Origin of the sequence: Caballeronia sp. BCC1704 (assembly GCF_902833455.1) — a bacterium.
Taxonomy (GTDB): Bacteria; Pseudomonadota; Gammaproteobacteria; order Burkholderiales; family Burkholderiaceae; genus Caballeronia.
In genome coordinates this window covers 682,279-708,366 of sequence record NZ_CADFFT010000002.1, presented here as the reverse complement: position 1 = coordinate 708,366, position 26,088 = coordinate 682,279, and the positions used below count along the sequence as shown (strand labels likewise).

Annotated in this window: 24 protein-coding genes and 1 pseudogene; 10 read left to right on the top strand and 15 right to left on the bottom strand. The window is 63.8% G+C overall.

The window, feature by feature from the left end; translation table 11 throughout:
* Window positions 1–20 precede the first annotated feature (20 nt).
* Window positions 21–488 carry a nuclear transport factor 2 family protein gene (locus HWX53_RS12900; RefSeq protein WP_175941336.1) on the bottom strand — a complete coding sequence of 156 codons (468 nt, stop codon included), beginning with the start codon at window positions 486–488 and terminating at the stop codon, window positions 21–23.
* Window positions 489–581: 93 nt separating this feature from the next.
* Between HWX53_RS12900 and HWX53_RS12895 the strand changes: the two genes are divergently transcribed.
* Window positions 582–1,166, top strand: a complete 585-nt coding sequence (locus tag HWX53_RS12895; RefSeq protein ID WP_175941334.1) for a TetR/AcrR family transcriptional regulator — start codon at window positions 582–584, stop codon at window positions 1,164–1,166.
* A gap of 70 nt (window positions 1,167–1,236) precedes the next feature.
* Here the strand turns inward: HWX53_RS12895 and HWX53_RS12890 are convergent.
* The 10 genes and pseudogenes from HWX53_RS12890 to HWX53_RS12845 all read right to left on the bottom strand — a co-directional run.
* Window positions 1,237–2,508: pseudogene (locus HWX53_RS12890) on the bottom strand (TolC family outer membrane protein); the annotation flags it as partial.
* The gene (locus HWX53_RS12885; RefSeq protein ID WP_175941332.1) at window positions 2,501–4,621 is read right to left on the bottom strand and encodes a peptidase domain-containing ABC transporter; all 2,121 of its coding nucleotides are present in this window, start codon (window positions 4,619–4,621) and stop codon (window positions 2,501–2,503) included. The pseudogene HWX53_RS12890 and the gene HWX53_RS12885, both read right to left, overlap by 8 nt.
* Window position 4,622: 1 nt before the next feature.
* Window positions 4,623–5,852 (bottom strand): HlyD family efflux transporter periplasmic adaptor subunit, encoded by a 1,230-nt coding sequence (locus HWX53_RS12880; RefSeq protein ID WP_175941330.1) that lies wholly within the window; start codon window positions 5,850–5,852, stop codon window positions 4,623–4,625.
* Window positions 5,853–5,893: 41 nt separating this feature from the next.
* On the bottom strand, window positions 5,894–6,745 hold the full coding sequence (locus HWX53_RS12875) for a hypothetical protein (RefSeq protein ID WP_244140094.1): 852 nt from the start codon (window positions 6,743–6,745) through the stop codon (window positions 5,894–5,896).
* A 1,014-nt stretch (window positions 6,746–7,759) separates the two neighbouring features.
* Window positions 7,760–8,278, bottom strand: coding sequence for a fimbrial protein (locus HWX53_RS12870; protein WP_175941327.1), 519 nt, complete (start codon window positions 8,276–8,278; stop codon window positions 7,760–7,762).
* Between the two features lie 77 nt (window positions 8,279–8,355).
* Window positions 8,356–9,438: a fimbrial protein gene (locus HWX53_RS12865; protein ID WP_175941325.1), complete on the bottom strand. Its 1,083-nt coding sequence runs from the start codon at window positions 9,436–9,438 to the stop codon at window positions 8,356–8,358.
* 34 nt (window positions 9,439–9,472) lie between these two features.
* Complete coding sequence (locus tag HWX53_RS12860) at window positions 9,473–12,064, bottom strand: fimbria/pilus outer membrane usher protein (protein ID WP_175941322.1); 2,592 nt, start codon at window positions 12,062–12,064, stop codon at window positions 9,473–9,475.
* 140 nt (window positions 12,065–12,204) lie between these two features.
* Window positions 12,205–12,948: a fimbria/pilus periplasmic chaperone gene (locus HWX53_RS12855; RefSeq protein ID WP_175941320.1), complete on the bottom strand. Its 744-nt coding sequence runs from the start codon at window positions 12,946–12,948 to the stop codon at window positions 12,205–12,207.
* Window positions 12,949–13,076: 128 nt separating this feature from the next.
* Complete coding sequence (locus tag HWX53_RS12850) at window positions 13,077–13,622, bottom strand: fimbrial protein (protein WP_175941317.1); 546 nt, start codon at window positions 13,620–13,622, stop codon at window positions 13,077–13,079.
* Window positions 13,623–14,054: 432 nt separating this feature from the next.
* Window positions 14,055–16,580 (bottom strand): adenosylcobalamin-dependent ribonucleoside-diphosphate reductase, encoded by a 2,526-nt coding sequence (locus HWX53_RS12845; RefSeq protein WP_175941315.1) that lies wholly within the window; start codon window positions 16,578–16,580, stop codon window positions 14,055–14,057.
* A gap of 177 nt (window positions 16,581–16,757) precedes the next feature.
* On the opposite strand from HWX53_RS12845, the gene mobB reads away from it, so the two are divergent.
* Window positions 16,758–17,282 carry a molybdopterin-guanine dinucleotide biosynthesis protein B gene (gene mobB / locus HWX53_RS12840; protein ID WP_175941313.1) on the top strand — a complete coding sequence of 175 codons (525 nt, stop codon included), beginning with the start codon at window positions 16,758–16,760 and terminating at the stop codon, window positions 17,280–17,282.
* Here mobB and HWX53_RS12835 read toward each other — a convergent pair.
* Window positions 17,279–17,776: a cupin domain-containing protein gene (locus HWX53_RS12835; protein ID WP_175941311.1), complete on the bottom strand. Its 498-nt coding sequence runs from the start codon at window positions 17,774–17,776 to the stop codon at window positions 17,279–17,281. The genes mobB and HWX53_RS12835 overlap by 4 nt on opposite strands.
* Window positions 17,777–17,850: 74 nt before the next feature.
* Between HWX53_RS12835 and HWX53_RS12830 the strand changes: the two genes are divergently transcribed.
* Complete coding sequence (locus tag HWX53_RS12830) at window positions 17,851–18,588, top strand: ABC transporter substrate-binding protein (RefSeq protein WP_175941309.1); 738 nt, start codon at window positions 17,851–17,853, stop codon at window positions 18,586–18,588.
* 1 nt (window position 18,589) lies between these two features.
* Window positions 18,590–19,018 carry a GNAT family N-acetyltransferase gene (locus HWX53_RS12825; protein WP_175941307.1) on the top strand — a complete coding sequence of 143 codons (429 nt, stop codon included), beginning with the start codon at window positions 18,590–18,592 and terminating at the stop codon, window positions 19,016–19,018.
* 3 nt (window positions 19,019–19,021) lie between these two features.
* Here HWX53_RS12825 and HWX53_RS12820 read toward each other — a convergent pair whose 3' ends face one another.
* The gene (locus HWX53_RS12820; RefSeq protein WP_175941306.1) at window positions 19,022–19,711 is read right to left on the bottom strand and encodes a DJ-1/PfpI family protein; all 690 of its coding nucleotides are present in this window, start codon (window positions 19,709–19,711) and stop codon (window positions 19,022–19,024) included.
* A 92-nt stretch (window positions 19,712–19,803) separates the two neighbouring features.
* Between HWX53_RS12820 and HWX53_RS12815 the strand changes: the two genes are divergently transcribed.
* Together HWX53_RS12815 and HWX53_RS12810 are read left to right on the top strand one after the other, a co-directional pair.
* A complete protein-coding gene (locus HWX53_RS12815; protein WP_175941304.1) occupies window positions 19,804–20,802 on the top strand; it encodes a helix-turn-helix domain-containing protein in 999 nt (332 codons plus the stop codon).
* Between the two features lie 136 nt (window positions 20,803–20,938).
* Window positions 20,939–23,824: an EAL domain-containing protein gene (locus tag HWX53_RS12810; protein ID WP_175941302.1), complete on the top strand. Its 2,886-nt coding sequence runs from the start codon at window positions 20,939–20,941 to the stop codon at window positions 23,822–23,824.
* 13 nt (window positions 23,825–23,837) lie between these two features.
* On the opposite strand, the gene HWX53_RS12805 is transcribed toward HWX53_RS12810, so the two are convergent.
* The gene (locus tag HWX53_RS12805; protein ID WP_175941300.1) at window positions 23,838–24,074 is read right to left on the bottom strand and encodes a hypothetical protein; all 237 of its coding nucleotides are present in this window, start codon (window positions 24,072–24,074) and stop codon (window positions 23,838–23,840) included.
* Between the two features lie 124 nt (window positions 24,075–24,198).
* Here HWX53_RS12805 and HWX53_RS12800 point away from each other — a divergent pair, with 124 nt between their 5' ends.
* The 3 genes from HWX53_RS12800 to pqqA all read left to right on the top strand — a co-directional run bounded on the left by HWX53_RS12800 (window position 24,199) and on the right by pqqA (window position 24,896).
* A complete protein-coding gene (locus HWX53_RS12800) occupies window positions 24,199–24,432 on the top strand; it encodes a DUF2795 domain-containing protein (protein ID WP_175941298.1) in 234 nt (77 codons plus the stop codon).
* A 21-nt stretch (window positions 24,433–24,453) separates the two neighbouring features.
* Window positions 24,454–24,654 carry a hypothetical protein gene (locus HWX53_RS12795; protein ID WP_175941296.1) on the top strand — a complete coding sequence of 67 codons (201 nt, stop codon included), beginning with the start codon at window positions 24,454–24,456 and terminating at the stop codon, window positions 24,652–24,654.
* A gap of 167 nt (window positions 24,655–24,821) precedes the next feature.
* Complete coding sequence (gene pqqA / locus HWX53_RS27905) at window positions 24,822–24,896, top strand: pyrroloquinoline quinone precursor peptide PqqA (RefSeq protein WP_008353049.1); 75 nt, start codon at window positions 24,822–24,824, stop codon at window positions 24,894–24,896.
* A gap of 86 nt (window positions 24,897–24,982) precedes the next feature.
* Here pqqA and HWX53_RS12785 read toward each other — a convergent pair whose 3' ends face one another.
* Window positions 24,983–25,303 carry a hypothetical protein gene (locus tag HWX53_RS12785; protein WP_175941294.1) on the bottom strand — a complete coding sequence of 107 codons (321 nt, stop codon included), beginning with the start codon at window positions 25,301–25,303 and terminating at the stop codon, window positions 24,983–24,985.
* Window positions 25,304–25,468: 165 nt separating this feature from the next.
* On the opposite strand from HWX53_RS12785, the gene HWX53_RS12780 reads away from it, so the two are divergent.
* Window positions 25,469–26,086 (top strand): UdgX family uracil-DNA binding protein, encoded by a 618-nt coding sequence (locus tag HWX53_RS12780; protein WP_175941292.1) that lies wholly within the window; start codon window positions 25,469–25,471, stop codon window positions 26,084–26,086.
* Window positions 26,087–26,088: the final 2 nt, after the last annotated feature.

Here is a 26,088-nt window from a genome sequence, read left to right as displayed (position 1 = left end):
CGTCGCTCGCCTCTCTTCGGCTAAAGCCCGAGATCGCTCAGTCCCGGGTGATCGTCGGGGCGGCGCCCGAGCGGCCAGTGATACTTGCGCTCGGATTCTTTGATCGGCAGATCGTTGATCGACGCATGCCGATGCGTCATGAGCCCGGCCTCGTTGAACTGCCAGTTCTCGTTGCCATAACTGCGGTGCCAGTTGCCCGAATCGTCATGCCATTCATATGCGAAGCGCACGGCGATGCGGTTTCCGGTGAACGCCCATAGCTCCTTGATGAGCCGATAATCGAGCTCGCGAACCCACTTGCGATGCAGAAACGCCTCGACTTCCGCGCGTCCGTTGACGAACTCCGCGCGGTTGCGCCAGCGCGTGTCCTCGGTGTACGCGAGCGCGACGCGCTTGGGATCGCGCGTGTTCCAGCCGTCTTCGGCGAGACGAACCTTCAGGGCGGCGGTTTCAGCGTCGAACGGCGGGAGAGGCGGTCTGGTTTCCATGGCATGTCCTGTTGACGTTGAGCATGGTAGACAGAGTTGTCTACCTGAAGCGCACTCTAGCGCAGGTAGACAGACCTGTCTACAATTGATTGCATGAACATGATCGCCTCCCCTGCCGACTCCACCGAGCTTCCACCGGATGCCCGCATTCTGCGCACCGCGCACGACCTCTTCTACCGCGACGGCATCCGCGCGACGGGAATAGACCGGGTGATCGCGGAATCGGGCGTGGCGAAGAAAACGTTCTATCGATACTTCGCGAGCAAGGACGACCTCATCGTCGCGTTTCTCGAATACCGTCACGACAACTGGATGACGTGGTTCCGCGACGGCCTTTCGCGTCACGGCGGCACGCTCTCGGCGCTCGTACCGACGCTCGCGGAATGGTTCGGCGGCGAGGCGTATCGCGGTTGCGCGTTCATCAATTCGGTGGTCGAAGTCGGCGGCACGCTGCCGCAGGCTGTCGAGATCGCGCGGCGGCACAAGCGCGAAATGACCGCCGCGATTCGCGCGTTGATGCCGCCGTCACGCACCGCGAAGGCAGACGCGCAGGCGCTCGCGCTCGCCGTGGATGGCGCGATCGTCGCGGCGCAATTCGCCGACGCCGCCGCCGATGCGTTGAAAGCCCTCGCGCGCGTGGTCCGGGCGGTGAAGCGCGCGGCAGCGAGCGCGGAGTAACGGGCGACGTCGAGCGCGCGTCCGCGCTCGACGTTTGCAATGCGCAGCAGAGCTTGCCGTTCAGGTCCGCGATGTCGTCGGTGCTCAAGGTAGCGACGTCCGCCTTCAACTGCAGGAACGCCACGACCGCCGCATAACGCGAACGCAGCAGATCGCGGCGGGCGGTGTACAGCGCGTCGATGGCGCGCAGCACGTCGTTGCCGGTGCGGCTTCCGATCTTGAAACCGACTTCCGTGGCATTAAGCGTATCGCGGGCGCTTTCCACGAGGTGCCAGAGCGCATCCGTCCGCTGGCGTTCGCGCACGTATTTGGCAAAGTTGTCGCGGGCGGAAGCCTCTGCCTGATTCGAAGCAAGCTCGTAGCCCTCTTTGGCCTTGTCTTCGAGAGCTAGCGACTGCTTCATGCGCGCCTGAATCTCGCCGCCGGAATAGAGCGGAATCTGGATTTGCAGCATGCCGGTCGTGGTCGTCGTCGGGCGCGAATAACCGGACGCTGCGCCGGCAGGGGTATAGCTGCCGGTCACGCTCACGACCGGATAATGCGCCGCCCGAGCCTTCGCCGAATCAAATTTGGCGATCTCCCAGCCGAGTTGCCTGGACTGCACCTCGTAGCCGCGAGCCTTAGCTTGTTCGACCCACGTTTCCTCGCCTCCCGCGAGCGTCGGCAAGGCCGTTCCCGCCGGCAACGGGGCTAGCGCCGCGAACGGCCGCCCGGTCACCTGCTGCAACGCGCGGCGCTTCGCACTGAGTTCTTCGCGCGCATCCACCTGTTGCAATTGCGCCTGCTCGCGCGCGGTGTCAGCTTCGCGCTGGTCGATGAGCGTCACCTCGCCCACGGCGCGCTTTCGACGCACCTGCTCCAGTTGCGCGTCGATGGCGGCGAGGTACTCCGTGCTCCGTTTCACTTCGTCTTCGGCGGCCAGCTCATCGAAATACGCGCGCACGGCCCGCAGAATCGACGCCTGCTGCGCGCCGGCAAAATCCACCGCGCCCTGCGCGACGACGAAATCCGCCTGCCGGTAAGCGGTCCACTTGCTCCAGTCGAAGAGCGGCTGCGTCATGGTCACCATCCAGCCGTTCTGCCAGTACTTCTGACGCGGAAAGCCGTCCATGTCGATGCGGTTGTACGACCTTCCCCACCCGCCCGCGATCTGCGGCAAGAGCGCCGCCCGAGCGATGGGCACCGCCTGCTTCGCGGCTTCATACGCGGCCTGCGCCTGGCCGAGTTCCGCGTCGTGATCGAGCGCCTGTTGCACGATCGCGACGAGATCGTCCGCCCGCGCGGCATCGGCAAAGACGAGCGCGCACGCCAGCGCGCCCAGCGATATGCGTCGCTTAAGCATGGAGCATCTCGTCTGTCGTGGCCGTGCTCACTGCATCGCTCTCCGGCAGCAGTGCGCCCGCGGCGAACCGATAACGCGTGTCGAACGCGGAAGCGAGCGACATGTCATGCGTGATCACGACGACCGTGCGATCGAGATTGCGCAGCAGCGACGCGATGCGCCGCACCGACGCAGGATCGAGATTCGAAGTCGGTTCGTCGAGCAACAGCAGTTCGCGCTGCTGATACAGCGCGCGCGCCAGCAGCAGCCGCTGCCGCTGACCCGCCGAGATATTGGCGATGGTGTCGCTGATGACGGTGCGCGTTCGCATCGGCAAACGCATGATGTCGTCGAGGAGGCCGACATCGTCGAGTAGCGCGTGGATGCGGTCTTCGTCGGTCTCGGCGGCGAACAGCGTTACGTTATCCGCAATGGACCCGTGCAGAATGATGTCGCCCTGCCGCATATGCGCCTGATGGCGGCGGATTTCATCGACCGTCAGGTTCGGCCACGCAATGCCATTGAGCGCAATATGCCCGTGCTGCAGCGGTTCCGCCGCCGAAAGCAGCTTGAACAGCGTGGACTTGCCGCTGCCAGAAGGTCCGGTGATCGCGATCTTCTCGCCTCGGCGAATATGGATGCTCGCGTTCCTGAGAATCGGCTCGTCGGAAATGCCGTAGCTGAACGTCACGTCGCGCACTTCGATATCGTTGAAGGACCGTACTTCGGTGGCGCGCTGGGTATCCGCGAGCGGCGTGTAACGTTCGTTCTCGCTCTCCACGATATCGTCGACGCGCGCCGTCGGCACGCTCAGCATAAAGTACTGGAACGTGGCGTTGATCCCGCTCGCGAGCCGCTCGGACATGAGCGACTTGTAAATCAGGAACGAATAGAACACGCCGACCGACACCTTTCCGCCGAGCATCAGCCGCGCGGCCAGCCACGTGATAACGATGGTATCGGCGTACGACACGAGCTTCAGCAAGCCGTCGCGCGTGCACGTGAGACGGCTGCTTTTGAGAAGCGCCGCAGCATACGCCTTGTAGATGGTCATGTAGATGGCGGTGCGCCGCGTCTCGCCTTGCGCCAGCTTCAGCAGCGAGGCCGCGCGAATGGTTTCGATCAAAGAGTCGTCGCAACGCGCGGACGTTTCCAGCACCAGTGCATGGTTGTCGCGCATGGCGGCGAACATGCTGAGCGCCAGCGCGACGTAGACGGCGAAGATCAGCAATGCCACGCCCGCCAGCTGACGGCTCTGTATCAGCATCAGCACGAGCGCGAGCGCGCCGACCGTCAGGTCGATGAAAAGCGACACCGTGGTGCGCGTGGTGAACACGCTGATCTCGTCCTGCGCCTTCACGCGCGCGAAGACATCGCCGACGTGGCGCTTCTCGAACCACGGCATCGGATTGCGCAGCAAATGCCCGAGCAGGCCCTCGGTCGAGTTGATCTGCGTGATGTTGTAGAGCAACTCGGTGAGGTACTTCTGAACGAATTCGCTCAGCGCGCCCAGCAAAAAGATGCTGGCGAAGGTCGCGACGAGCACGTTCAGCAGATTGCGGTTGTCCGCCGCCACCACGTAATCGAGCACGAGGTTGCCGAAGTACGGCGCGGCGAGAATGGCGAACTGACTGCCGAGCGCGACGAACACGATCTTGCCGATCTGCGCCTTCATCTGCGGACTGAGCGCGCGCACGCGCTTGAGCGCCGCCGGCACGCGGGATTTCGCGCGAATGCGCGGCATCTGCGGCGTGGGCGCGAATTCGAGCAAGAAGCCCGAGACGGCGGAGCGGAACGTGTCCATCGACACGCGCCGACGACCGGTAGCGGGATCGATCACGCGGACATAGCCGTGCCCCGCTTTCTCGAAAACGACGAAGTGAGCGCCGCCGAAATGCAGAATCGAGCCCTTCTTGACCGCCGAAAGGTCCGACGCATCGAAACGATACGCCTGCACCGCAAGCCCGAAGTCGGTGGCGACATCGTACAGGTCCATCAGCGACAGGCCATTGGCCGAGATCGGCTTGTACGCAGACAGCTCGCGCACTTCGGTCGCGCGGCCGAGATGGGACAGCACCATCGCCAGACACGCATAACCGCACTCGGCGACTTCGTTTTGATAGATAACGCGCACATCAACCTCTCAGCATTCTGAACAGCGGCGCCAGCACCCACTCGGCGATCGTCCGGCGCTCGACGACGATGCTGGCCGTCGCGCGCATGCCCGGAAGAATCTTGAAGTGCTGCCCGTCGAAATCGAAGGTATTGCCGCGCAGCGTCGCCCAGGCCAGATAGTCGCCGTCGGACTCCTTCGTGGTTTGCGTCTCTTCGGACGGGTCCGGCGCGCCGGGCGTGCCAGGCGGCGCGACCGGGCTCGCGGGCAGCACCGTGGTGCCGGAAATGGAATCGATGCGCGCCTCGTACGTCCCGAACTTGGCATAAGGAAACGCATCGAACTTGAGGCGCACGATCTGGCCTTCGCGCACGAAGCCGCGCCGGCGCGAAGGGATGCTCAACGCCACGCGCAGCGGGCCGCTCTCTTGGGTGGAAATCACCATCGCGACATCGCCGGTCGCGAGCATGCGGCCCGCCACCAGACTGGAAAACGTGACAACGCCCCCCTTCGGTGCCGACACCGTCGAGTCCTGGCGCTCGCGCTCGAAACGCGCGCGGACGTCCTGCACGTCGCGTGCATGGCGTGCATCGAGTTCGCGCAACTGCGCTTCCAGATCGGTCTGGCTGCTGGTCGACGCGCCCAGCTCGCCCGCCAGTTGCTGTCTGCGCGCGATGCTCTGCGCAACCGTCACCTTGCCCTGATGCACATCGGCGCGAGCCTGTTCGAGCTTGTCCGCCGTCACGTACTCGGAGACTGAACTGAGGCGCGCGAGCCGTTGCTCGAATTCGCCGACGAGCTGGGTGTTTTGCGTGATCTGGGCATCCAGCGAGCCGAGTTCCGCGCGCTTGCTGGCTTCGCTCAGCCGCGCCGTCTCGCGCTGCGCATTCAACTGAACGCGGCGCTCGCTGTACTGCTCGTCGATCGAGCGGATCTGGTCGTCGCGCATCTTTTCGTCGAAGACTTGCCGACGCAGGCCGTCCGTGGTCAGCGAAAAGTCGCGCTGAAGACGGAACAGCGGCGTGCCCGGATCGACATGCTCCGATGGCCGCGCATAGATCGCCGACACGAGCCCCGCCAGTCCCTGAACCTTGACCTCGGTTGCGGAGACGACCTCGCCGGTCACGTCCTGCTTCAACTCGATCTCATGCACGAAACCGAAGGCAACCGCCACGATGGTGAAGATCGAGGTGGCGTACGCTATCCAGCGCCACGGGACATCTTTGAATTCGGGAATATCGGTCGGTTGCATGAATGGTTGCGTGTAATACGATGCCGGTTCGCGTGCAGCGTTTATCGCGAGGGCGCGAATGCGTACATGGCGGGATGGCCAGCCGGGAGCCACTGCTCGTAGTTGTCGCTCAAGGCCGTTTCGATATAGCCGGCGAGACGCTGCGGCGATTCCGGCGCGTCGAGCGGAAGAGAATCGAACAGACGCGCTTCGAAGCGCCCACGCGCGAAGCGAAGATAGAACGGCAACAGCACCGCGCCGAACGTCTCACCCATGCGAAACACGCCATTGTGTATGCGGGCGCTCTTGCCGAACATGGTGACTTCCACCGTCTCCATCGGATAACGGTGCATGGTGAACGGCGGCACGTCGCTAAAGAGCACCGCCACGCCGTCGCGCTTGAGCGAGCGCGCCACGCGCACGCCGAGCCCGTTGCGGTTCGCGTCGCCATAGGTGTAAAGCACCTTGATGCCGGGAATCAGCGCATGGTCGTCGCCGTATTGATTACGCGGCACGCCTGAAACGACGGACATGGATTGGAGGCCGAGCAGCGACGCCATGCGCTCGACGATATAAATGTTTGCGTATTGCGATACGAAGTGGAACGGCGAAATGAATACTGGCCTGTCAGGCGCTTCGCGTTTGAGTCTCTCAACGGCAGTCACCAGAATAGCGGCAATGGCATCGAGATCCGCCCACGCTTCGCGCTTGCGAATATCGCGACCGAAATAGATGCGCTGATCAATGAGTTTCTCCACCTGCGCGCCGAAGCACGCCCGCTTCGCGCGGCATTGGGGCAGCCGAAGCACCGGGCTTCCCATTTCGGCGCGAATGCGGCCATTCGCTCGGCAAGTGGCGTCGAATACGCTACGCACGCTCCACGACAATTGCGCAAGCACTTCGACGGAACGCATTGGAATTCGACCGACGACACAACGGCGCATGCGATGCTTCCGCACGGCGAGCCATTTTTTCAACGCGGGGCGCAGGGCAGGCATGACGAACTCATATCAGATACGGCGGGGGGCGGGTCCGCGGCCCCGCCCTCTGGCTATCCCCGCGGAAACCGCCAGGCGAGGAGGAAGCCGACTATGCGAAGCGAAGCGTGTTACTTACCCTGGATGTAAACAACCACCGTCGTGTTCGACGACGAGCGGCTGCTTGCCTTGTGGCAGCCGCCAGCCAGCGATGCTTGAGCCAGTGCATTGCGTTCGATCTTTTGCATTTCATTCCTCCTGTCAATTGCTGAATTTACGTGGTGCGAACTAATGTCAGTCCGCCCAATTACCGGCCCTTCCTACTTCTGGGCTTCGTCAGGAAACGTTTAATAATCCTGAACGCTTGATCTTAGATAGTTCCCGCATGCCGGTAAACCACGAAAACTCTGAAAGCAGCGACAAAAGGCAGTCCCCGTCGATAATTCTATTCGGAATGGCAATCTATTAAACGATTCGTAAGCTAACTGCCTCGCGATTGATGTCAGCTCTCAGACACGTGTTCATTATTGCTGTTGAATGGCAGCAAACACGCGTCACCTAGCTGCAATAAAAAAGGCCATCCTTAATGATGGATGGCCTGCACTTAACGAAACGCCTGATCAGTGCATGCTGACTCCAACCGTGACCGTGCCTTTGTCATTCGAATTGTTGTTCGCGCCCCCGCCCCCGCCGCCCCCGCCTCCGCTCGACGCTCCTGCAATCGAAATCTTGACGTTGGTGGAAGACGACGAGCTGCTCGATGCCTTGGCGGCGCCGCCTGCCGCATCACTGTAAGTCAGGGCGTTTCGGTCAATTCTTTGCATTTCAGTTTCTCTAAGTTCCAACAAACAAGGGACGATGACGCCGTTGGTGCGCCACGCGGCCCGATTCTCCGCGCGGACCCGGCGTAATACTATAGGGTCTCGCGCGGATATTCTGCAATCCTGCCGATCAGTTATAAGCGAAGTTGACGGTGGCTGCGGCTGACACGGTGCCGCCTGTCATCGTACCGAGGCGATAGAACTGAGCCACCATCGGAATCGTCAGGGTGTTGGTCGCATTGACGGTTCCTATGGTGAGTGACGAATTGAGGGTGACCGGCGAGCCGGTCGTATCGCCGGCGTTGACGGCTTTCAACAATTGCACGCCGACTTGCGCGGCCGTGCCTGTGTTCTTCAGCACGCTTTGCACCGTATCCGACGTTCCGTTGACCGTCATCGCCACGTTCGTGTTGGGGGCGCAGTTGTTCAGCGTAATGTTGAAGGCCGTCGGGTTCTTCGTGTTGCCCACGGCGGCGAAGTCCGTCGTCCTCGCGGTGCCGAGCGCAATGGTCTGATTGACGGAATTCGAATCGACAGTACAGGTCGGCAGGATGATGGTGCCGGTGAAGGTCAGCGTGGCGTCGGCCGCGAACGCCGACGCAGCGCTCGTGAGCCCGAGCGCCAGGAGCCCGATTTTCAGTTTCTTCATGTTCTGCTTCTCCTTGATCTCTGTTGCTGGCCGCTCGACGGCGATAGGGACACGCGCCCATGCCGCCGCCGAACGGATCACTGGTACAGCACGGTCATCGTCATGGTCGCGTTGGCTGGCCCGGCACCGAGCGCCCCCGTGCGGTAATAACGCGCTTGCATCGGTATCGTGTAGTTGCCGCCGTTCGTGCTGTCGAACCCGTTCAGCGTCACATATGTGCCGTAGGGAAACACCGCGCCCGTGTTGTCGTAGAGCTGAATGCCGACGCCCGCCGCGCTCGGCGACCCGCTCAACGCGGCGACGTTGCTGTAGCCGGACACGAGTCCGTTCGATGGATCGATCCTGTACTGGATGCTGTGAATCTGCCCAGCCAATGTTCCGCTCACCGCCGTTCCGCCCGGGCAGTTATTCAGACTCAGATTGAACGACGACACCTTGTTCGGCGCAGGCCCGATGTTGGACAGGTCCGCCGGTCCCTGAATGCCCATGGGCACCGTGACATCAGGCGTCTGGCACGTCAGCACGGTGATCACCACGGGCGTGATATAGAAGTTGATGACCCCGGCCGACGGCACGTTCCCCGCGGGCGGAGGCGTCAGCGTCTGCCACGAGAACGCCTGCGCGACCATGCCTGTTGCGGTGCCCGGCGTGATGTCGCCGATCTTCACCAGCGCGACGATCAACTGTCCGCCGTTGTAGATCGTGCCATTCGTATTCCACTGACGGCCGAGCTTCGAGAACGTGCGCGGCCCGGCGGGCAGGCTGTTCGGAATGACATAGCCGCCCATTGCGATGCCCACGCCCGGCACGTTCGTCGGATACACCTCGAAATCGACGCCCTGGTAGTTGGCCGTGTACACCGTTGGTCCGCCGGTCGTGATGCCCGCCGTTTCGAAGTCGGTTCCCGTATAGACCTGCCCGGTGACGATGCAGGTCCAATAGTCGTTCTTCGAGGCGGAAAGCGACCATGCCGTCAGAATCGATCCATTCGGCAAATCACGCGCCACGGCCACCGACGGCGGCAGCGTCAACGTGAACGAACTGTAGTTGACCGTGCAGTTCGCCGTCGCCCATGCGGACGACGGCACGAACACCAGTGCAGCAATCCAGCACAACACACACCGCAGCAGTCCGGCTGCAAGCCGATCCATGAATTTCATTTTGATTTCCTGATTCAATGAATGTGAACGGCGCTCACTGACAGACAGCGTCCGATATGCTGATGGAGTTGGGCTTCGAGGCATCCGTCACCGCGGGCAACTGATAGCGCACCGCGCAACGCTGCTCGGGTGCTTCGCCCCACTTCACGTTCAGCGTGCCGGCGTCGGCCTTCAGCCCGGTCGCGATGATGCGGCTGCCCTGCGCCACCGTGCCGACGCTGCGATTCTCGGCGTCGAACACTTCGGAGCCGAACGGCAACGGCTGGCCATCCGCCTGCGAGACGCGCATGACCGCCGGCTTGCCCATGTTCTCCGTCTCGAACTTGAGGCGCACCACGGCGCCCGCAGTCGGTGCCGTGCGCTGCACGGTCGACTTCAGCGCGATGTTGATCGGCAAGCCCTTCGGGTCCAGTTCGATGTCGTTGTTCGAATACGGCTGCATGCCGGAGACGACAGCGTGTCCCCACCGGTCCACGCGCAAGCCCGCGCCGTTGGCGAGGCGTGCTCCCGCTGCATCGCTTGCTTCGACGACCGCGACCGTATCGCCCATGTTCGGCGTGAACGCGACGCCGTCGCGCCATGCCACCACGCCGCCCGACATGCCCGCGCCGACCTGCGAGAAGTTGCGGCCCGTGCTCGCGTTCGCGGTAAGCATCGCAAACGGCGCGACGTAACCGACGTTGCCGCCCGCGCTGACAGAACTGCTGGCGTGACTGCCGCCGTCGTTGATGTTCGCGTTGATGCCGTAGCTGAATGCGTTGTCGACGCCGAGCGTGCCCGTGACCGATTGCTGAATGGTCGAGCTGCGGTCGCTGGTGTCGTGCTGGATGTTGGTCGTCGATTGCGGCGCGTGCGCCCCGAATCCGAGCGGGATGGACATGTTCAGCATGATGCGGTTGTCCCACCGGTTCGTGTTCACCTGGAACTGCCGCACAAACGACGCGCCGTAGGTCATGCGCTTCCAGCTATTGGTGTAGCCGATTTGCAGCTGCGTGTCGTGACTGGAGCGGTTCCAGTACGTTTGAAACGAACCCATCGCATAGAGCGAGCCGTACTGCGCGCCCTCGCCGATGCTCTGGTTCAGCGTGAACTGCACGCGCGACTCCTGCAGCGCGGTCATGAGACCGAGTTGATGCTCGGCGTTCAACTGACGCATCATCACCGCGTCGGGCAGCGAGAAGAAGCCGCTCGTCGAATAGCGATACGCGGCGATGGCGATATTCGTATTCGTCGGCTCGAACAGGCGCGAATAGCTGAGTCGCACGCTCGCCCCGTTGCGGGTGCCGTAGCCCTTGAAGCTCGCGCTTGCCTGCGTCACGTCGAGACCGAACGCGCCGACGCTCGTATTGAGCGCGGTGCCGATCATCGTCGAGAAATACATATCCGCAGCGCTCACGCCGCCGTACAGCGTCACCAGATTGCTGATGCCCCGCTGCAGCGTGAACTGCGAGACGAACGGATGAATATCGATGTTGGGATCGCGATACTCGCCGATGCTCGCGCTGTAACGCGTGACGCCCGGCCGCAGCGCATTCACCGCCGCCGCGTACGGAACCGTCGAGATGTGCTGAGTGCCGTCGGCCTCGGTGACGATCACATCGAGATTGCCACCATAGCCCGTTGGATACAGGTCGTCGATCTCGAACGCGCCCGGCGCGACCGTCGTCTCGTAGATGATGTTGCCGTTCTGCCGGACCTGCACGCGGGCATTGCTATTGGCGATGCCATGCACCACCGGCGCGTAGCCGCGCTGCGACTCCGGGAACATGCGGTCGTCGGTGCCGAGCGTGGCGCCGCGCAAGCCGAAGCTGTCGAACAGCGCGCCGTCCGTGAACGTGTCGCCAACCGTGAACTGGCTCTTGATGTCCTTGAACGCACGCTGCGCATAGGCCTGCACGCTTTGATAATGTGAGCCGCCGATGCTGTTGTGCGTAACGTTGCCCTGATAGCGGAAGCGCCACGGACCGACGTTGATGCCGCCGATCAAACCGAGGTAGGCCGAGTTGTTGTCGAAGCCGCCGGCGGAGCTGTGATACACGTTCGCGTTGTACTGAAACGTGCCCGCGTTGACGCCATCGTCCCAATACTTCGGATCGACATAGCCGCGCGCCCTGCTGTTCATCGCGATTTGAGGGACGCTTACATCGAGACGCTGCTCGCCGCCGTCGAACGTGGCGATCGCGCCCGGGATGACCTCGGGCAGCGTCAGGCACGCATTGCCGGCCGCTTCCAGCTTCGCGGCGGCTTCGGGCGAGAGCTTGCGCAGATCGACACCGAAGCGTTCGAGCAGATCCGCCGTCACGCACGGTTGCACGACTCCGGGATGCTCCGTGGAGTCGCGCACATCGACGCTGAACTTGCCGCGCCATACGTTGTTGACGTAAGTATCGGCGCGATACGTGCCCGGCAGGACCGGCTGCCCGTGATTGAAGCGTGAGATGTCGAGCTTCTGGCCGCCGCCGGAATCGAGGAACTGCTCGTTGAATTCGACAGCTGCGGGCTGCGCCGAAGCGTCCGCCCACGCGTGGCCGCTCACGCCCATTGCGGCCAAAGCCTGAAGCGTGAACAGCGTGACAGGTCTTAAACGCGCGCCGGACAGGTGGGCGCTGCAGTAGTGCGTTTTCATTCAGTTATCCGAAATATACGGGCACAGCGATCCCCGGCATGCGGCAAGGGCATGCGCGCTAGTGCATCTCACAGGTCATTGCGGCGCGCAATGGCGCGCGGGCGTCGGGCAGCCGGCTCGTGACGGTCGCGACGCGCCGGTCAGGGAGCGAGCGTGGCGTCGCCTGCCTGCGGGCCGCCATAGTCGTTGATCGCGGTATAGCGCACCTTCGCGCCAGCTGCGGGAAGCTCGCCCTTGAGCGGGAACGCGCGGCTTTCGCCCGGTCCGACCATGCCGCCGTCGGTGAATTGCGCCGTATGCACGCCATCCGTGAGGTCGATGCGGTCGAACGATACGTGATACTGCGTGGGGTTATCGGCCACCAGCGTGTTCTTGCCGCCTTCGCGCTTCAGATGCCACACGATTGCTTCGGGCGCGTCGCTCGCCTGCCCTTTCAGCCCCGTAGGGCGGTAGAAGAACTTGATGCGCGTGCGGAATGCGAGTTGCAGCTGATTGGCGCTGGCTTCATCGCCCGTCGGCTTGGGTGGCACCTCCAGCACGTTCAGATAGAGGACGGTTTCGGCGTCGCTGGGAAGCGCCTCGCCCGTCGACATGATGCGCAGCGTCTGCGACTTGCCCGGATCGATACGCATCATCGGCGGCGTGATGGTGAACGGCACGTCGATCGTATCCGGCTTGGCGTTGGCATCGCCCTTGTCGATCCAGACCTTCGTGAGACCGGGCAGCTTCCCGTTGTTGGTCAGCTTGACGGTGACCTCTGAATCGCTCTGGTTGTACACCACGCGGGTACCGGCGATGACCACCGAAGCACGGGCCTGCGGGGCGAAGCCCTGAATCGCGGCGAGGAGCACCGCGATGGATGCGAGTCGGCTAAACAATTTCATAGTGACGAAGAAGCGCCCAAGCGAAGCACGATATCAAGGAGAGGCGGGCTCGCGCCCGCCCTTGCACCGGACCATTCGCGAATGTGCGAAGCGAATGATCCGGTGTCACGAAACCGCTTATTGGTAACTTACTGATAGTTGATGCTGTACACGACCGACGAGTTCGCCGCGCCCGCCGACGTGGCGCCGGTGGCGTAATAGCGCACGTCGTAGAACAGCGTGGCCGCGCCCGACGCGATGGACGCCGGCTTCGAGTTCTGAAGATCGCTCGAGTAGCCCGCCTTGATCTGCGATCCGTCCTGGTTCAGCAGTTCGAGCTTGACGTTGCCCGCGCCGCCGGCAGCGACGAGCAGACGGCCATCAGCCGGATCGACCGTGGTGCCTGCTTCATAGAACACCGATGCCTTGCTCGTGCTCGTGACCGGCGAGCATGCGCTCAGCGCGATGCTGTACGAGGTGGTGCCAGCCGTCTGGCCGACCGCGGTCAGCGTCGAGGTGGAAACGGTCGGCAGCGTGACCGTGAAGTTCTTCGACGACGTGCCGTTGCCGTTGATCGTGCAGGTGGCGGCCGTGAGGGCGCCGTTGAACGTGATGGTTCCATCGGACGCGAACGCGCCGCCGGCAGCCAGGCTCAACACGCCAGCGATGAAAGCCGAGGTTACGGACTTCTTCATTTTGAAAACTCCATGCATTAAGAAATCGGCCCCAAACTTAGAGCGGCGCTGCTTGAAACAGAGCAGCAGCGGACCCTCACCTTGAGGCCGGGCAGGTGCATTCGCCCACGGCCGCCACTACATGAGCAGCAGGACGGGTGCGGCCCTCGGAATAGTTCTATCCCATCCAGTTGAAAGCACCGGGCCGAATTCTCATTCATTCGGCGTCGAAAGGACATCCCGAGAATTCTTAATTACTAAGCAATCTTTATTAATTGCCTGGGCGCGAGATCTACCGCAATTTGCTTGCGCGAGAGCCGCGTTGCGCTCGAAGGAACAAGAAGAGCGGTCAGCGCGAGTCGGGAGGACTCGTCGCTGACCTCATTGAAACGTGGAAAGGGCTATCGGCGCGCGAACGGCGCTTTGAATTTTTAATTCAAGTGAATCGCCGCTTCAACCACACGCACCAATCTCCCCGCAAGCGGTGCAGAAATCACACCCATCCTTGCGAATCACCGCGTTCGCGCCGCACGTCGCGCATTTGCGTCCGTGCATCTGCGCGAGTCCATGCGGATCGACGGGCGCCTCAGTCACGTCGTCGTGCGCGTCCTGTTCGTCTTCAAGCTGCAACGTGCGCAGAGGCGCCGCCGCCTCGCTGCGCTTGCGCGCGAGCACGCGCGAAGAAACCTGGTTGCCTTCTGCATCCAAAAAGCCGCGTCGATACAGAATCTGCTGAATCGCGTAAGCCAGCGCCGCGACTTCGGAGTCGTGCCAACGTGGACTGCGATGACCGTCGAGCCGCTCGACATCGCCGAGCCGCACTTGTCCGCGATCCCACGACACCTTGCGCATGTCCTGCAACGTGCGCGCCGCGAAACCGCCACGCGCGGCGAGCGAGAGCGAACGCATCGTCGCCGTGATCCACTGCTGCGATTCGTCGCTCTGCCCTGTCGGTATAAAGAATTCAATCGGACGTTCGATGGTCACGTCCTCGCCCGCGATGCGCCCCGTCACTTCGATGAACGACACCGCGAGATACAGCGACTTCTTTCCCGCTTGCGTCAGATATTCGACCTTTTCGATGATCGCGGGCAATTCGCCGCGCGGCCGATGATCGATCGCGATGCGCAGCGGATCGAGGTCGAGTTCGGGATCGGGAGAATCGCTCGGCGTCTCTTGCGGCGTCACCGAAAGCACCGCGCCCAGCGTATCGTTCGGGCGATAGGTGGCAAGACCTTTGAGCCCGCGCCGCCATGCTTCGAAGTAGAGGTCCTGGAACTTGTCGAACGGATAGTCGGCCGGCACGTTCACCGTCTTCGAGATGGACGTATCCACGAAAGGCTGCACCGCCGCCATCATTTCGAGGTGATCGTGCGCGGACATGTCGAGCGCGCTCACGAAGTAATCGGGCAACGCGTTCACGTCGCCGCCCATCTCGCGATAGAGGCGGTACGCATGGTCTTCGACCGCGAAGCTCTGCCGCGAGCCGTCCGCCATGCGCTTGGTGCGTTGATATGTCCACGAGAACGCGGGCTCGATGCCGTTCGACGCGTTATCCGCGAACGCGAGACTGACCGTGCCCGTCGGCGCGATGGAAAGCAGATGGCTATTGCGAATGCCGTGCGCGCGAATCGCGCTCGTGATGTCTTCCGGCAGGCGCGATGCGAACGTGCCTTGTTCCAGATAGCGCCGCGCGTCGAAAAGCGGAAAAGCGCCGCGCTCGCGCGCCAGTTGCACGGATGCGCGATACGCCTCGTCGCGCATGGTGCGGGCCACGCGCGCCGCGAAGTCGCGTCCTTCCTGCGAGTCGTAGCGCAAGCCGAGCATGACGAGCGTATCGCCGAGCCCCGTGAAGCCCACGCCGATGCGCCGCTTCGCCTGCGCTTCGCGCGCCTGTTCCGGCAGCGGCCAGAGCGTCACGTCGAGCACGTCGTCGAGAAAGCGGACTTGCGTGCGCGTCGTCTGCGCGAGGCCGTCCCAATCGAAGCCCGACGCGCCGCCACGCATCTGCGCGAACGGATCGGACACGAAGCGCGTGAGATTGAGCGGCCCGAGGTTGCAGCAGCCATACGCGGGAAGCGGCTGCTCGCCGCACGGATTCGTCGCGCGAATGGCTTCGAGCGAACGCAGGTTGTTGTCGTCGTTCATGCGCGAAATGAAGACAACGCCTGGCTCCGCGACATCGTAAGTAGAACGCATGATCGTTTCCCACACCTCGCGCGCCCGCACTTCGCGATACACCCACAGGCCATCTTCACGCTGCCGGATATCGGCCGATGCGCGTTGCGCCGGCGACGGCTCCGCCTTGTGCACGAGCTGCCAGACGGAATCATCGGCGACGGCCTGCATGAATTCGTCCGTCACCGCGACCGATACATTGAAGTTGTTCCATCGCCCTTTCGTGTGCTTCGCCGCGATGAATTCGAGCAGGTCCGGATGCGTGCAGTCGAGAATGCCCATCTGCGCGCCGCGACGAGAGCCCGCGCTTTCCACGGTGCGGCACGAGGCATCGAACACGTCCATGTAACTGCACGGCCCCGACGCGGCGGATCCTGTCGAATGCACGCGCGCGCCGCGCGGACGGATTGCCGAAAAGTTATACCCCACGCCGCCGCCTCGCCGCATGGTCTCGGCGGCTTGCAACAGCGCGACGTAGATGCCGGGAAGGCCGTTGTCATCGACACCTTGTATCGCATCGCCGACCGGCTGCACGAAGCAGTTGATGAGCGTGGCATCGATGCCCGCGCCCGCCGCGCTCATGATGCGGCCCGCGCCCAGTGCGCCGCGCTTGAAGTTGTCGACGAACTCGGCTTCGATCTTCGCGCGCGCTTCGGGCGGTTCCGCGAGCGCGACGCCGCGCGCGACGCGTCGATAGATATCGTCGACGCGCGTCTCGTCGCCCTTGGCGTACTTTTCGAGCATGACGTCGATGGAAAACTGCTGCGGAGCGAGAGCGGTGCTGAGATTGTCTTCGGCCATGTCCTGATCCTGTGAAGTGCGCTGATGCTTTGCACGTTGCACGTGCCTCGCGCGTTACGCAATGCAGCGCGGTCGATGCAAGCACGATGCCTGACGATAGCGCGATTCGGCCCGGCTCGCCACGGAGCCGCTACACTTGCCAAACCCGTTCGATGACGACAACGACACAACCATCGCATGAATTCGTCGCACCCGCCGCTTTTCGGCATTACCGGGCGCTCCGGCCAAGGCAAGACCACGTTGATCGAAGCGCTGCTACCGTGGTTTCGCGCGCAAGGACTCACGGTCAACGTCATCAAGCATAGTCATCATTCCATCGAGTTAGAGCCGCCGGGCAAGGACAGTGCGCGCTTTCGTCGCGCCGGCGCGAGCGAAGTGCTGATCGCGTCGCCGTATCGCTATGCGATCTTGCACGAACTCAGCGATGAACCTGAGCCGCCGCTCGCGGCGCTTGCCGCGCGCCTTTCGCACGCCGACTTCGTGATCGTGGAGGGCTTCGCGCGCGAAGCCATGCCACGGCTCGAAGTCGTGCGGCCGTCGACGGGTAAGGACCCGCTCTATCTGACCGATGTGGAGATTCTCGCGATCGCAACGGACGACGCCGCCGCGATTGAATCGGCCTTGCCCGTGCTCGCCCTCGACGACATAGAGGGCGTCGGCGCGTTCGTCTGCGCGACGCTCGGCATTGCGCCGCCTCGCTAAGCGAGCCGTTCGATCAACTCGCGATGCTGCGGATAGAGCGCCGCGAGTTCATCGCAACGGGCCAGCTCGAACTCGCTGAATTCGAAGCCCGGCGCAACCGTGCACCCGACGAGCGACGCGCCCGACGCGATGCTGCATTCCGCGGCGAACCAGTTGCCCGCTTGGACGACCGCCTGAAACACCGTGTCGGCATGCTGCGTCATATCGCCGAGCCGGTGCGTGGCGAGCGCGCCGTGCGCATCGAGCACATGCACGAGGAGCGGATCGCCCGCATGGAAGTGCCAGACTTCGTCCGAGCGTATGCGATGCCACGCCGAATGCGCGCCTTCGCATAGCAGATAGTAGATTGCCGTCGATGCCGAACGCGTTTCGCTCGCGCCGTCGCGCGTCACGCGCTGCTCTGCACGATACGTCTCACGAAAATAACCGCCTTCGGGATGCGGCTGCAAGCCGAGGCGCGTGATGAGGGCTTTGGCATCGAGCGGTGCGGGCATGGCAGTATCCTTTTGCAAGCGTGGTCACGGTTCGCGTATTCTGCATGCTCATGCAACATGAGGCGCACGAAGCCATGACTCTTTCTTCGACCTTGCTGCAAGCCATCGCGCCGACAGGCGTGCTGCGCGCATCCCTCAATCTGGGCAATCCCATTCTCGCGCACCGCGATAGGGAAGGCGAGCCCGGCGGCGTATCGGTCGATCTCGCGCGGGAACTGGCGTCTCGGCTCGGCGTGGACGTCGCGTTCGCGGCTTTCGACACCGCGGCGAAATCGGTGGAGACCGTCACGAATGAAGCGGCCGACATCGGCTTCTTCGCGATCGATCCCTCGCGCGGCGCGGGCATCGCCTTCACTGCGCCTTACGTGTTGATCGAAGGCTTCTACCTCGTGCGCAACGACTCGCCGTTGACGCACAACGACGAAGTGGACCGCGCGGAGAATCGCATCGTGGTCGGCAAGGGCAGCGCGTACGACCTCTTTCTCACGCGCGAGATCAGGCATGCGCAGATCGTTCGCGCGGCTTCGTCGCAAGCGGTCGTCGAGACCTTTCTGCGCGACGGGCTCGAAGTGGCTGCGGGCGTCAAGCAGCAACTCGAAGCCGATGCCGCGCGCACGCCCGGCCTGCGTCTCTTGAACGAACGCTTCATGGTGATTCAGCAGGCGATGGGGCTGCCGAAATCGCGCGGCGAAGCAGCCGCCGACATGTTGCGCGAATTCGTCGAAGACGTGAAGCGTTCGGGTTTCGTCGGCGAAGCACTCGCACGGCATGGAATCAAAGGCGCATCGGTCGCGCCGGCCGCGAGCGTCTGACATGAGCGACATGAGCGACGTAAGCGTGTCCGTCACCGACTGGATCGACGAATCGTTCGAAGAGGAAGTCGCGGGTGGGCTCGCCGCGTTCAATGCGGCGCAGCTCGGACCGAGCGGTCATCGCGATCTCGCCGTGTCGGTCTACGTGGACGACGCGTGCGTCGGCGGACTCGCGGGCTTCACCGCGTGGAACTGGCTCTTCGTCAAATGGCTCTGGATACGCGAGGACGCGCGCGGCCGCGGCCTCGCCACGCGGGCCCTCGAAGCGGCGGAAGCAGAAGCGAAAAAGCGCGGCTGCGCCGCCGCGTGGCTGGATACGCTCAATCCGCAGGCGCGCGATCTTTACGCGCGCTGCGGCTATCAGACGTTCGGCGAGTTGCCGGGCTTTCACGGCGAACGGTCGCGCTACTTCATGCAGAAGCGCTTCTAGTGCTCATGCGCTTGCATTAAGCCGTTGCGCGACGCGCTGCGTGATGTCACGCCGCGCCGCCAGCGACGCAGCCTCGTGCTGTCGCACCATCTCGACCACATCAGGGCTCGCGCGGTCAGGATCGCCCGCATCGAAGGGTGGCGCGGGCGCGTATTCCATCGCGAGCTGGATCGCCTGCGCGCCCTGCTCGCCGATGAGTTCCGCCGCGAGCGTCAACGCGAAGTCGATGCCCGCCGTAATGCCGCCGCCCGTCAGCACGTTGCCGTCGCGCACCACGCGCCCGCGCACCGGTATCGCGCCGAGTTCGGCGAGCAGCGCGTGATACGCCCAATGCGTCGTCGCGCGCCTGCCGCGCAGCAACCCGGCCGCGCCGAGCACGAGCGCGCCGGTGCAAACGGAAGTCACATACCGCGCGCCCGCCGCTTGCCGGCGCAGGAGCGCGAGCGTCTCGTCGTCCTCCATCAGCGCGCCGACGCCCCCGCCGCCGGGCACGCACAACACGTCGAGCGCGGGGCAGTCGGCGAACGTGGTGTCCGGCGTGAGCACCATGCCCGCCGTCGATCGCACCGGCTCGCGCGTCTTCCAGATCAGGTGAACCTCGGCGCCGGGCATGTGCGCGAAGACGTCGTAGGGGCCGGTCATGTCGAGTTGCTGCACGCCCGGAAACAGCAACAGGCCGATGTGCAAGGTCATCGCTTTCTCCTTGGTCGATGGTAAGTGGACGAACCCATGCTACCCGGCTACGCTATGGCGAAATCGACAGCCAGCCCACGTTTTCCGCCACCATGAGCCGCCCTTCCGATCCGACGCCGCGCGACGTCGACGTTCTCGCCTTTCGCGACGTGCAACTGCTCGATGTCGCCGGGCCGCTGCAAGTGTTCGCGTCGGCGAACGAACTGGCCGTGGCGGCGGGCATGCCGCGGCCGTACCGCGCGCGCGTGGTCATGCCCGGCGCGGCGGCGACGGCTTCGGCGGGCCTCGGCCTCGTCGGCCATCCGCTGCCAGCCGCCGACGCGCCGTGCGACACGCTGGTCGTCGCGGGCGGCTGGGGCGTGCATGGCGCGGTGCGCGACACGGCGCTCGTCGACTGGCTGCGCGAACGCGCGAGGCACGCACGGCGCACCGCGTCCGTGTGCACGGGCGCGTTTCTGCTCGCGGCGGCGGGCCTGCTGAACGAGCGCCGCGCCGTCACGCACTGGACCCGCTGCGACGAGCTTGCCGCGCGCTTTCCGGCCGTGCGCGTGGAATCCGATCCCATCTTCATTCGCGACGGCGCTGTATGGACGTCGGCCGGCGTGACGGCGGGCATCGATCTCGCGCTGGCGCTCGTCGAAGAGGATCTCGGGCGCGCGCTTGCGCTCGAAGTCGCGCGTCATCTCGTCGTGTTCCTGAAGCGTCCGGGCGGGCAGGCGCAGTTCAGCGCCGCGCTGTCGCTGCAGAAAGCGGGTGACCGCTTCGGCGAGCTGCACGCGTGGATCGCCGAGAATCTGGCGGCGGATCTTTCCGTGGCGACGCTCGCCGCGCGCGTCGGCATGAGCGAACGCAGCTTCGTGCGCCATTACCGCGCGCAAACCGGCGTGACGCCCGCGCGGTCCATCGAACGCATGCGGCTGGAAGCCGCGCGGCGTCTTCTGGGGGATACCGCGCTGCCCGTCAAGCGCGTGGCGGCGCGCTGCGGCTTCGGCACCGAGGAAACCATGCGGCGGGGCTTTCTGCGCTCGCTCGGCGTGTCGCCGCAGGCCTACCGCGAGCGCTTCGCGGGAAGCGGCGCGTCCGCTGGCTGACGCGCTTTCGCACGATTTTTCTCGGTGAAGCTCAAGCCTGTATGCTGGCTGCCGTTAGCCCGGTAAGAGCGAATGCTCGAAAAAGAGCGGACCGCCGTCTCGGCAGTCAACGAAATCCGAATGGCCTGGAGCGCCGATGAGTGTGTTTTCCGTGTACAACGCGCCCCTTTCCACGCCCAGCACGCCCGGCGCGCCCGGAACCGACGTGTCCGATGCCGACCCGATTGAGGCCTTGCTGCGCGACGCCGCCGCGACGGGCTGCGGGCAGGCGTGGGCGTGGTATCGCGCGGGGGAGCAATTGCATCTGGCGCGGCGTGGCGATGCCCCGCTCGTGTGGCCGCGCAGCATCCCCGAGGAGCGCCTGGAGGGCCTGTGCGCCGCGCACGGCTGGCACCGCTGGCCGACCGGCCGCGGCGAAGGCGTGCTCGGCTGGCTGCTCGCGCCGCTCGCGCAACGCGACGACGCGCATCTCGCCGAGCTTGCGCGGCGTCTGGGCGAACGCGTGCAGTCGGACGCCCTCGCGCGCGCGCAGCTCACGCAGCGCGTGCTGTACGAAATCGCTTATCTCGCGAGTTCGGTGCCTGACCGCGCCGGGTTTCTGCGCTGCGTGCACGAGCGCCTCGGCACGCTGATCGACGCGGAAAACTTCTATCTCGCGCTGTACGACCGCAAGACCGGCAAGATCACGTACCCGTATTACGTGGACGTGATCGACAAGGACGTCGTCGAAGCGGACAACTTCGATATCCTCGACCCCGATCATCTCTCGATGACAGGCCGCGTGCTGACGAGCGGCAAGCCGCTCTTCGTGACGACGGCGGACATCACGGCGGCCGAGCGCGAGGGCCGCTTCTACTGCCTCGGCGACCGCCCCGAGTTCTGGATGGGCGCGCCGCTGAAGAACGCGTCCGACGAAGTGTTCGGCATGCTCGCGATGCAGGTCTACGACGTGTCGCGCATCTATACGGCGGAGGACCGCGCGCTCTTTCTCGTGGTGGCACGGCATGTCGCGATGGCGCTCGACCGCATTCTGCATCGCGCGGATCTCGAAGAAAAAGTCGCGCGCCGCACCTCCGAACTGTCGCAGCTGAACGCCGCGCTGCGCCACGGCATTGCGGAGCGCGAGCGCTCCGAGCATCTGCAGGCGGCGCTCTATCAGATCGCGGAACTCTCGAGCCGGCCGGGCGACACGATGGAGTTCTTTCGCAGTCTGCACGGCATCGTCGGCGAACTGCTCTATGCGCGCAACTTCTATATCGCGCTGTACGAGACGGAAACCGACGAGGTGTCGTTCCCGTATTACGTCGACGAGATCGTGCACGAACGCCCCGATCCGCGACGCGGCCGGCGCGGGTTGACGGAATACGTGATCCGCGAGCGTCGCCCGCGGCTGATCGATCATCAGGAAGCGGTGCGGCTCATCAGCGAAGGCGCGTTCGAGGCGGACAGCGATTCGGTGCGGCTGCGCTCGTGGCTCGGCATTCCGCTTTTCGACGGCGATGTCGTGCGCGGCGTGCTGGCCGTGCAAAGCTATTCGCCGCTCGTGCGTTACTCGCTGCGCGATCAGGAACTGCTGACCTTCGTATCGCGCCATATCGACACGGCTCTCTCGCGCCGTCGCGACGCCGAAGCCTTGCACGCCGCAAATCTCGAACTCGAAGCGCGCGTGCAGGCGCGCACGCGCGAACTCGACGAAGTGAATGCGCGCCTCGTCTATGAGAATTCGCATGACTCGCTCACGGGCTTACCCAACCGAAGCCATCTGATGCAGCGGCTTAAGGGCGCGTGGAACGACTATCAGGCGCGCGGCCACGATCTTTCCGTGATGTTCATCGACCTCGACCGCTTCAAGGTCGTGAACGACAGTCTCGGTCATCATTTCGGCGACATGCTGCTCGTCCAGGCCGCCGCGCGCCTCGGCGCCTGCGTGCGCGCGTCGGATCTGCTCGCGCGTCTCGGCGGCGACGAGTTCGCCATTCTTTCGCCGAACGCGGTCATTCAGGATGCCGTCTCCATCGCGAAACGCATTCTGGCGGCCTTCGATCTACCGTTTCATATCGAAGAGCATGTGGTGTTTTCGTCGTGCAGTATCGGCATCGTCAGCGCGGACAGTCAGTTTCATACCGAGCCCGCCGATCTCTTGCGCGACGCCGATACCGCGATGTATCGCGTGAAAAACGCGGGACGCGACAGCTTCGTCGTGTTCAATCAGGAATTGCGCCGGCAAGTGTCCGATCAGGTCGAGCGCGAAGGCGCGTTGCGCAATGCAATGAAACGCGACGATGAATTGCTGCCCTACTTCCAGCCGATCGTCGATGTGAAAAGCGGTGAAGTGGTCGCGCTCGAAGCGCTGATTCGCTGGCGGCAGGCGGATGGGCGCATCGTGGCGCCGGGGGAGTTTCTACCTGCGGTGGAAGGGCTGCGGCTTATCGGCCGACTCGATCTCTACATGCTCGAACGCGTCGCGGCCATTCTCTCGAACGAGCGTTTCGCGCACTGGCCGCCGGTTCACGTCAACTGTTCCAGCTATAGCATGACGCGTCCCGAGTTCGCCGACGACGTGCTCGCGCTATTGCGGCGCTATCGCGTGTCGCCGTCGCGCGTGTGCCTCGAACTGACCGAAGGCGCGCTCGTCGCCGAACCGGATCTCGCGCGGCGCACCATGCAGCGGCTGGCGGACAACGGCATGTCCGTCGTACTCGACGATTTCGGCTCGGGCTTTTCGTCGCTCAGTTACGTGCATCAGTATCAGTTCAGCGGCCTGAAGATCGACAAGTCCTTCATTCTCGAACTGACGCGCAGTCCGCGCAGCCGCGCTATCGTGCGGGCGATCGTGCGCATGGCCGAATCGCTCGACCTGACGCTCGTGGCTGAGGGCGTCGAAGATGCGGCGACCCTCGCGGTCCTGCGCGACATGGGCGCCGCGCAGGCGCAAGGCTATTTCTTCGACAAGCCATTGCCGCTCGAAGCCCTGACGCGCGAATCGCTCGCGCCGCGTTCGACGACGCACTCGCTGCTCTGATCGCGAACGGCGATCAGGGCATGCCGCCGAGCGACGGCGAAATGATGCTGCCCGGCTCGCCTTCGGCGGGTCCGCCCGTCGTCGTCGCGGCGCGCGTGGAGACAGGCGCGTGGTGGCGCGTGCAGGTATCGAGCGTGTCGCTCCCCAGGCATTGCTGGAACGCGTCTGCCCTGTCTTTGCCATCGAACGTATAGATGGTCTCTTCGACCTTAATCTCGGTATCGGAGAGTCGCTCCGCGGAAATAGTCATGCGCGTGTCCTCCTTCTGACGTTTGCTATGGGTTGCGTAGCATCAGTCGCGCCCGGGACAAGCCCGCACGGGTATGCGCGTTGCTGCCCTTTCGACGTTGCAGATCAACTGGAAAGGAGGCGCTATGTCACAACATCCCGCGCAGTCGCAAGACCAACGGCATCTGGACGAGCCGGGGCCGGACGCCATCGCGCGCGCGCTCAAGGGCGCGGAATATCCGATGCACAAGGAAAAGCTGATGGCGCTGGCGAAAAGCAACGGCGCAGACGGCGAAGTGCTGGCCGTGCTCAGGAAAATCGCCGATCGCAATTACGACAGTGACTCCGCCGTGCTGCGCGAAGCGGCGCGCGCCGAATGAATCATCGTACGAGGCAACCCAATGGCTGAAACCCCAAAAGCACCCGATACACACGACAAATCGCACGCGCCCGGCGGCAACGAGCTGAACAATATCCGGCCGGAGGATGTAGATAGGGTTATCCCGCGTCCGGGCGAAATGATGGAGCGCGACGAAGCGACCGACCCTGACAAAGTCAGTACGAACCCTGACGATTCTGGAAGCCGACCCCGGCCGCTTTGACGCCATAAATAAATTAAATGAATGCCGAGGCAATTTCCAATGATGCAGGCGGCGAAGTCGCGCTAGGATGAAAGAGCGTCGATTTGAGCGCCGCGCTGCACGCGCTCAGGAAAACAACCGCGCAACGGCTCGGCATCCGTCGGCCGCTCAATGCACAAGGAGGCTCTATGAAGTGGGAAACCCCTAGCTTCACCGATATGCGCTTTGGCTTTGAAATCACGATGTACATTGCCACGCGTTGATCGGCACATCCGCATGAAAGCAAAGCGGCCGCGATAAGCGGCCGCTTTGCATTTGCGCTTGTGTTTTTGCGCTTATACGTCGTGAATCAGTTTCCGCGCGGCGGCACGTCCTGTCCCGGCGATGCCGCGACGTCGCTGACCTGTCCGCCTCGTCCCGCCGGCTCCGGACGATTGCCCGAGCCGAGCGGCACTTCCGCTGTCTGATGCGGCTGCTGGTCCAGACGGCGATTCTCCGGTTCCACTTCGCCCGCATTCGGCTGACGCACGCCCTGATGCGGATCGCCGCCCGTCGCCGCGCCCGGTCCCGGAAGATTGCCGAACGAACCGCCGCCGGTGGCTCCGCTGCCTGCATCGCCGAGCGGCTTGTCGGTGCTGCCCGGTCCTTCGATACGATCGTTGTTGCTCATCGCTGGCCTCCTTTTGCTCAGGTACTCAGGAAATCAGCAACGGGCATTCCCACAGCTTTGCGGACGAAGGTTCGGCAATTGCTAGTCGCTTCAAAAGTCTCGGAAAACACATGCCCATGATTCCGTCTACGGCCTCGTTACCCCGCGCCTTCGCGTAAGGTCCTCATGGCCACGACCCCGCAGCCCGGCGTAGAGCCCGATCAAACACCGGACACGCTCGACGCGTGTCATCGTTGCGCGTTGTACAAGGACGCGACGCAAGCGGTTCCGGGCGCCGGTCCGCGCCACGCGCCGCTGATGATTGTCGGCGAACAACCGGGCGATCAGGAAGATTTGCAAGGCAAGCCCTTCGTCGGTCCGGCTGGCGCGATGCTGGACCGCGCGCTCGAAGAAGCCGGCGTCGAGCGCAAGGAAGTCTTTGTGACGAATGCCGTCAAGCACTTCAAATGGGAACCGCGCGGCAAGCGCCGCATGCACAAGACACCGGCTCAGCGCGAAATCGACGCGTGCCACTACTGGATGGACCGCGAAACGACCGACATCGACCCGAAGGTGATCGTCGCGCTGGGCGCGACCGCGCTGAAGTCAGTGCTGCGCGATTCGAAGGCCAAGCTGCAAGCGTCGATGGGCCACCCTATCGAGCACGAGGGGCGCGTGGTCGTCGCCACGTATCACCCGTCGTATGTATTGCGCGCGCCCGACCCGGAGACGCGCCATGCCGCTTATCAGGCTATCGTCGATGCGCTGCGGGAAGCGCATCGGCTGATGAAACATAAACGTTAATG

What these genes read in the sequence shown, in the direction of transcription:
- HWX53_RS12900 (WP_175941336.1), bottom strand. Translation starts at nt 488, where the DNA reads ATGGAAACCAGACCGCCTCTCCCGCCGTTCGACGCTGAAACCGCCGCC.
- HWX53_RS12895 (WP_175941334.1), top strand. Translation starts at nt 582, where the DNA reads ATGAACATGATCGCCTCCCCTGCCGACTCCACCGAGCTTCCACCGGAT.
- HWX53_RS12880 (WP_175941330.1), bottom strand. Translation starts at nt 5,852, where the DNA reads ATGCAACCGACCGATATTCCCGAATTCAAAGATGTCCCGTGGCGCTGG.
- HWX53_RS12875 (WP_244140094.1), bottom strand. Translation starts at nt 6,745, where the DNA reads ATGCGTTCCGTCGAAGTGCTTGCGCAATTGTCGTGGAGCGTGCGTAGC.
- HWX53_RS12870 (WP_175941327.1), bottom strand. Translation starts at nt 8,278, where the DNA reads ATGAAGAAACTGAAAATCGGGCTCCTGGCGCTCGGGCTCACGAGCGCT.
- HWX53_RS12865 (WP_175941325.1), bottom strand. Translation starts at nt 9,438, where the DNA reads ATGAAATTCATGGATCGGCTTGCAGCCGGACTGCTGCGGTGTGTGTTG.
- HWX53_RS12860 (WP_175941322.1), bottom strand. Translation starts at nt 12,064, where the DNA reads ATGAAAACGCACTACTGCAGCGCCCACCTGTCCGGCGCGCGTTTAAGA.
- HWX53_RS12855 (WP_175941320.1), bottom strand. Translation starts at nt 12,948, where the DNA reads ATGAAATTGTTTAGCCGACTCGCATCCATCGCGGTGCTCCTCGCCGCG.
- HWX53_RS12850 (WP_175941317.1), bottom strand. Translation starts at nt 13,622, where the DNA reads ATGAAGAAGTCCGTAACCTCGGCTTTCATCGCTGGCGTGTTGAGCCTG.
- HWX53_RS12845 (WP_175941315.1), bottom strand. Translation starts at nt 16,580, where the DNA reads ATGGCCGAAGACAATCTCAGCACCGCTCTCGCTCCGCAGCAGTTTTCC.
- mobB (WP_175941313.1), top strand. Translation starts at nt 16,758, where the DNA reads ATGAATTCGTCGCACCCGCCGCTTTTCGGCATTACCGGGCGCTCCGGC.
- HWX53_RS12835 (WP_175941311.1), bottom strand. Translation starts at nt 17,776, where the DNA reads ATGCCCGCACCGCTCGATGCCAAAGCCCTCATCACGCGCCTCGGCTTG.
- HWX53_RS12830 (WP_175941309.1), top strand. Translation starts at nt 17,851, where the DNA reads ATGACTCTTTCTTCGACCTTGCTGCAAGCCATCGCGCCGACAGGCGTG.
- HWX53_RS12825 (WP_175941307.1), top strand. Translation starts at nt 18,590, where the DNA reads ATGAGCGACATGAGCGACGTAAGCGTGTCCGTCACCGACTGGATCGAC.
- HWX53_RS12820 (WP_175941306.1), bottom strand. Translation starts at nt 19,711, where the DNA reads ATGACCTTGCACATCGGCCTGTTGCTGTTTCCGGGCGTGCAGCAACTC.
- HWX53_RS12815 (WP_175941304.1), top strand. Translation starts at nt 19,804, where the DNA reads ATGAGCCGCCCTTCCGATCCGACGCCGCGCGACGTCGACGTTCTCGCC.
- HWX53_RS12810 (WP_175941302.1), top strand. Translation starts at nt 20,939, where the DNA reads ATGAGTGTGTTTTCCGTGTACAACGCGCCCCTTTCCACGCCCAGCACG.
- HWX53_RS12805 (WP_175941300.1), bottom strand. Translation starts at nt 24,074, where the DNA reads ATGACTATTTCCGCGGAGCGACTCTCCGATACCGAGATTAAGGTCGAA.
- HWX53_RS12800 (WP_175941298.1), top strand. Translation starts at nt 24,199, where the DNA reads ATGTCACAACATCCCGCGCAGTCGCAAGACCAACGGCATCTGGACGAG.
- HWX53_RS12795 (WP_175941296.1), top strand. Translation starts at nt 24,454, where the DNA reads ATGGCTGAAACCCCAAAAGCACCCGATACACACGACAAATCGCACGCG.
- HWX53_RS12785 (WP_175941294.1), bottom strand. Translation starts at nt 25,303, where the DNA reads ATGAGCAACAACGATCGTATCGAAGGACCGGGCAGCACCGACAAGCCG.
- HWX53_RS12780 (WP_175941292.1), top strand. Translation starts at nt 25,469, where the DNA reads ATGGCCACGACCCCGCAGCCCGGCGTAGAGCCCGATCAAACACCGGAC.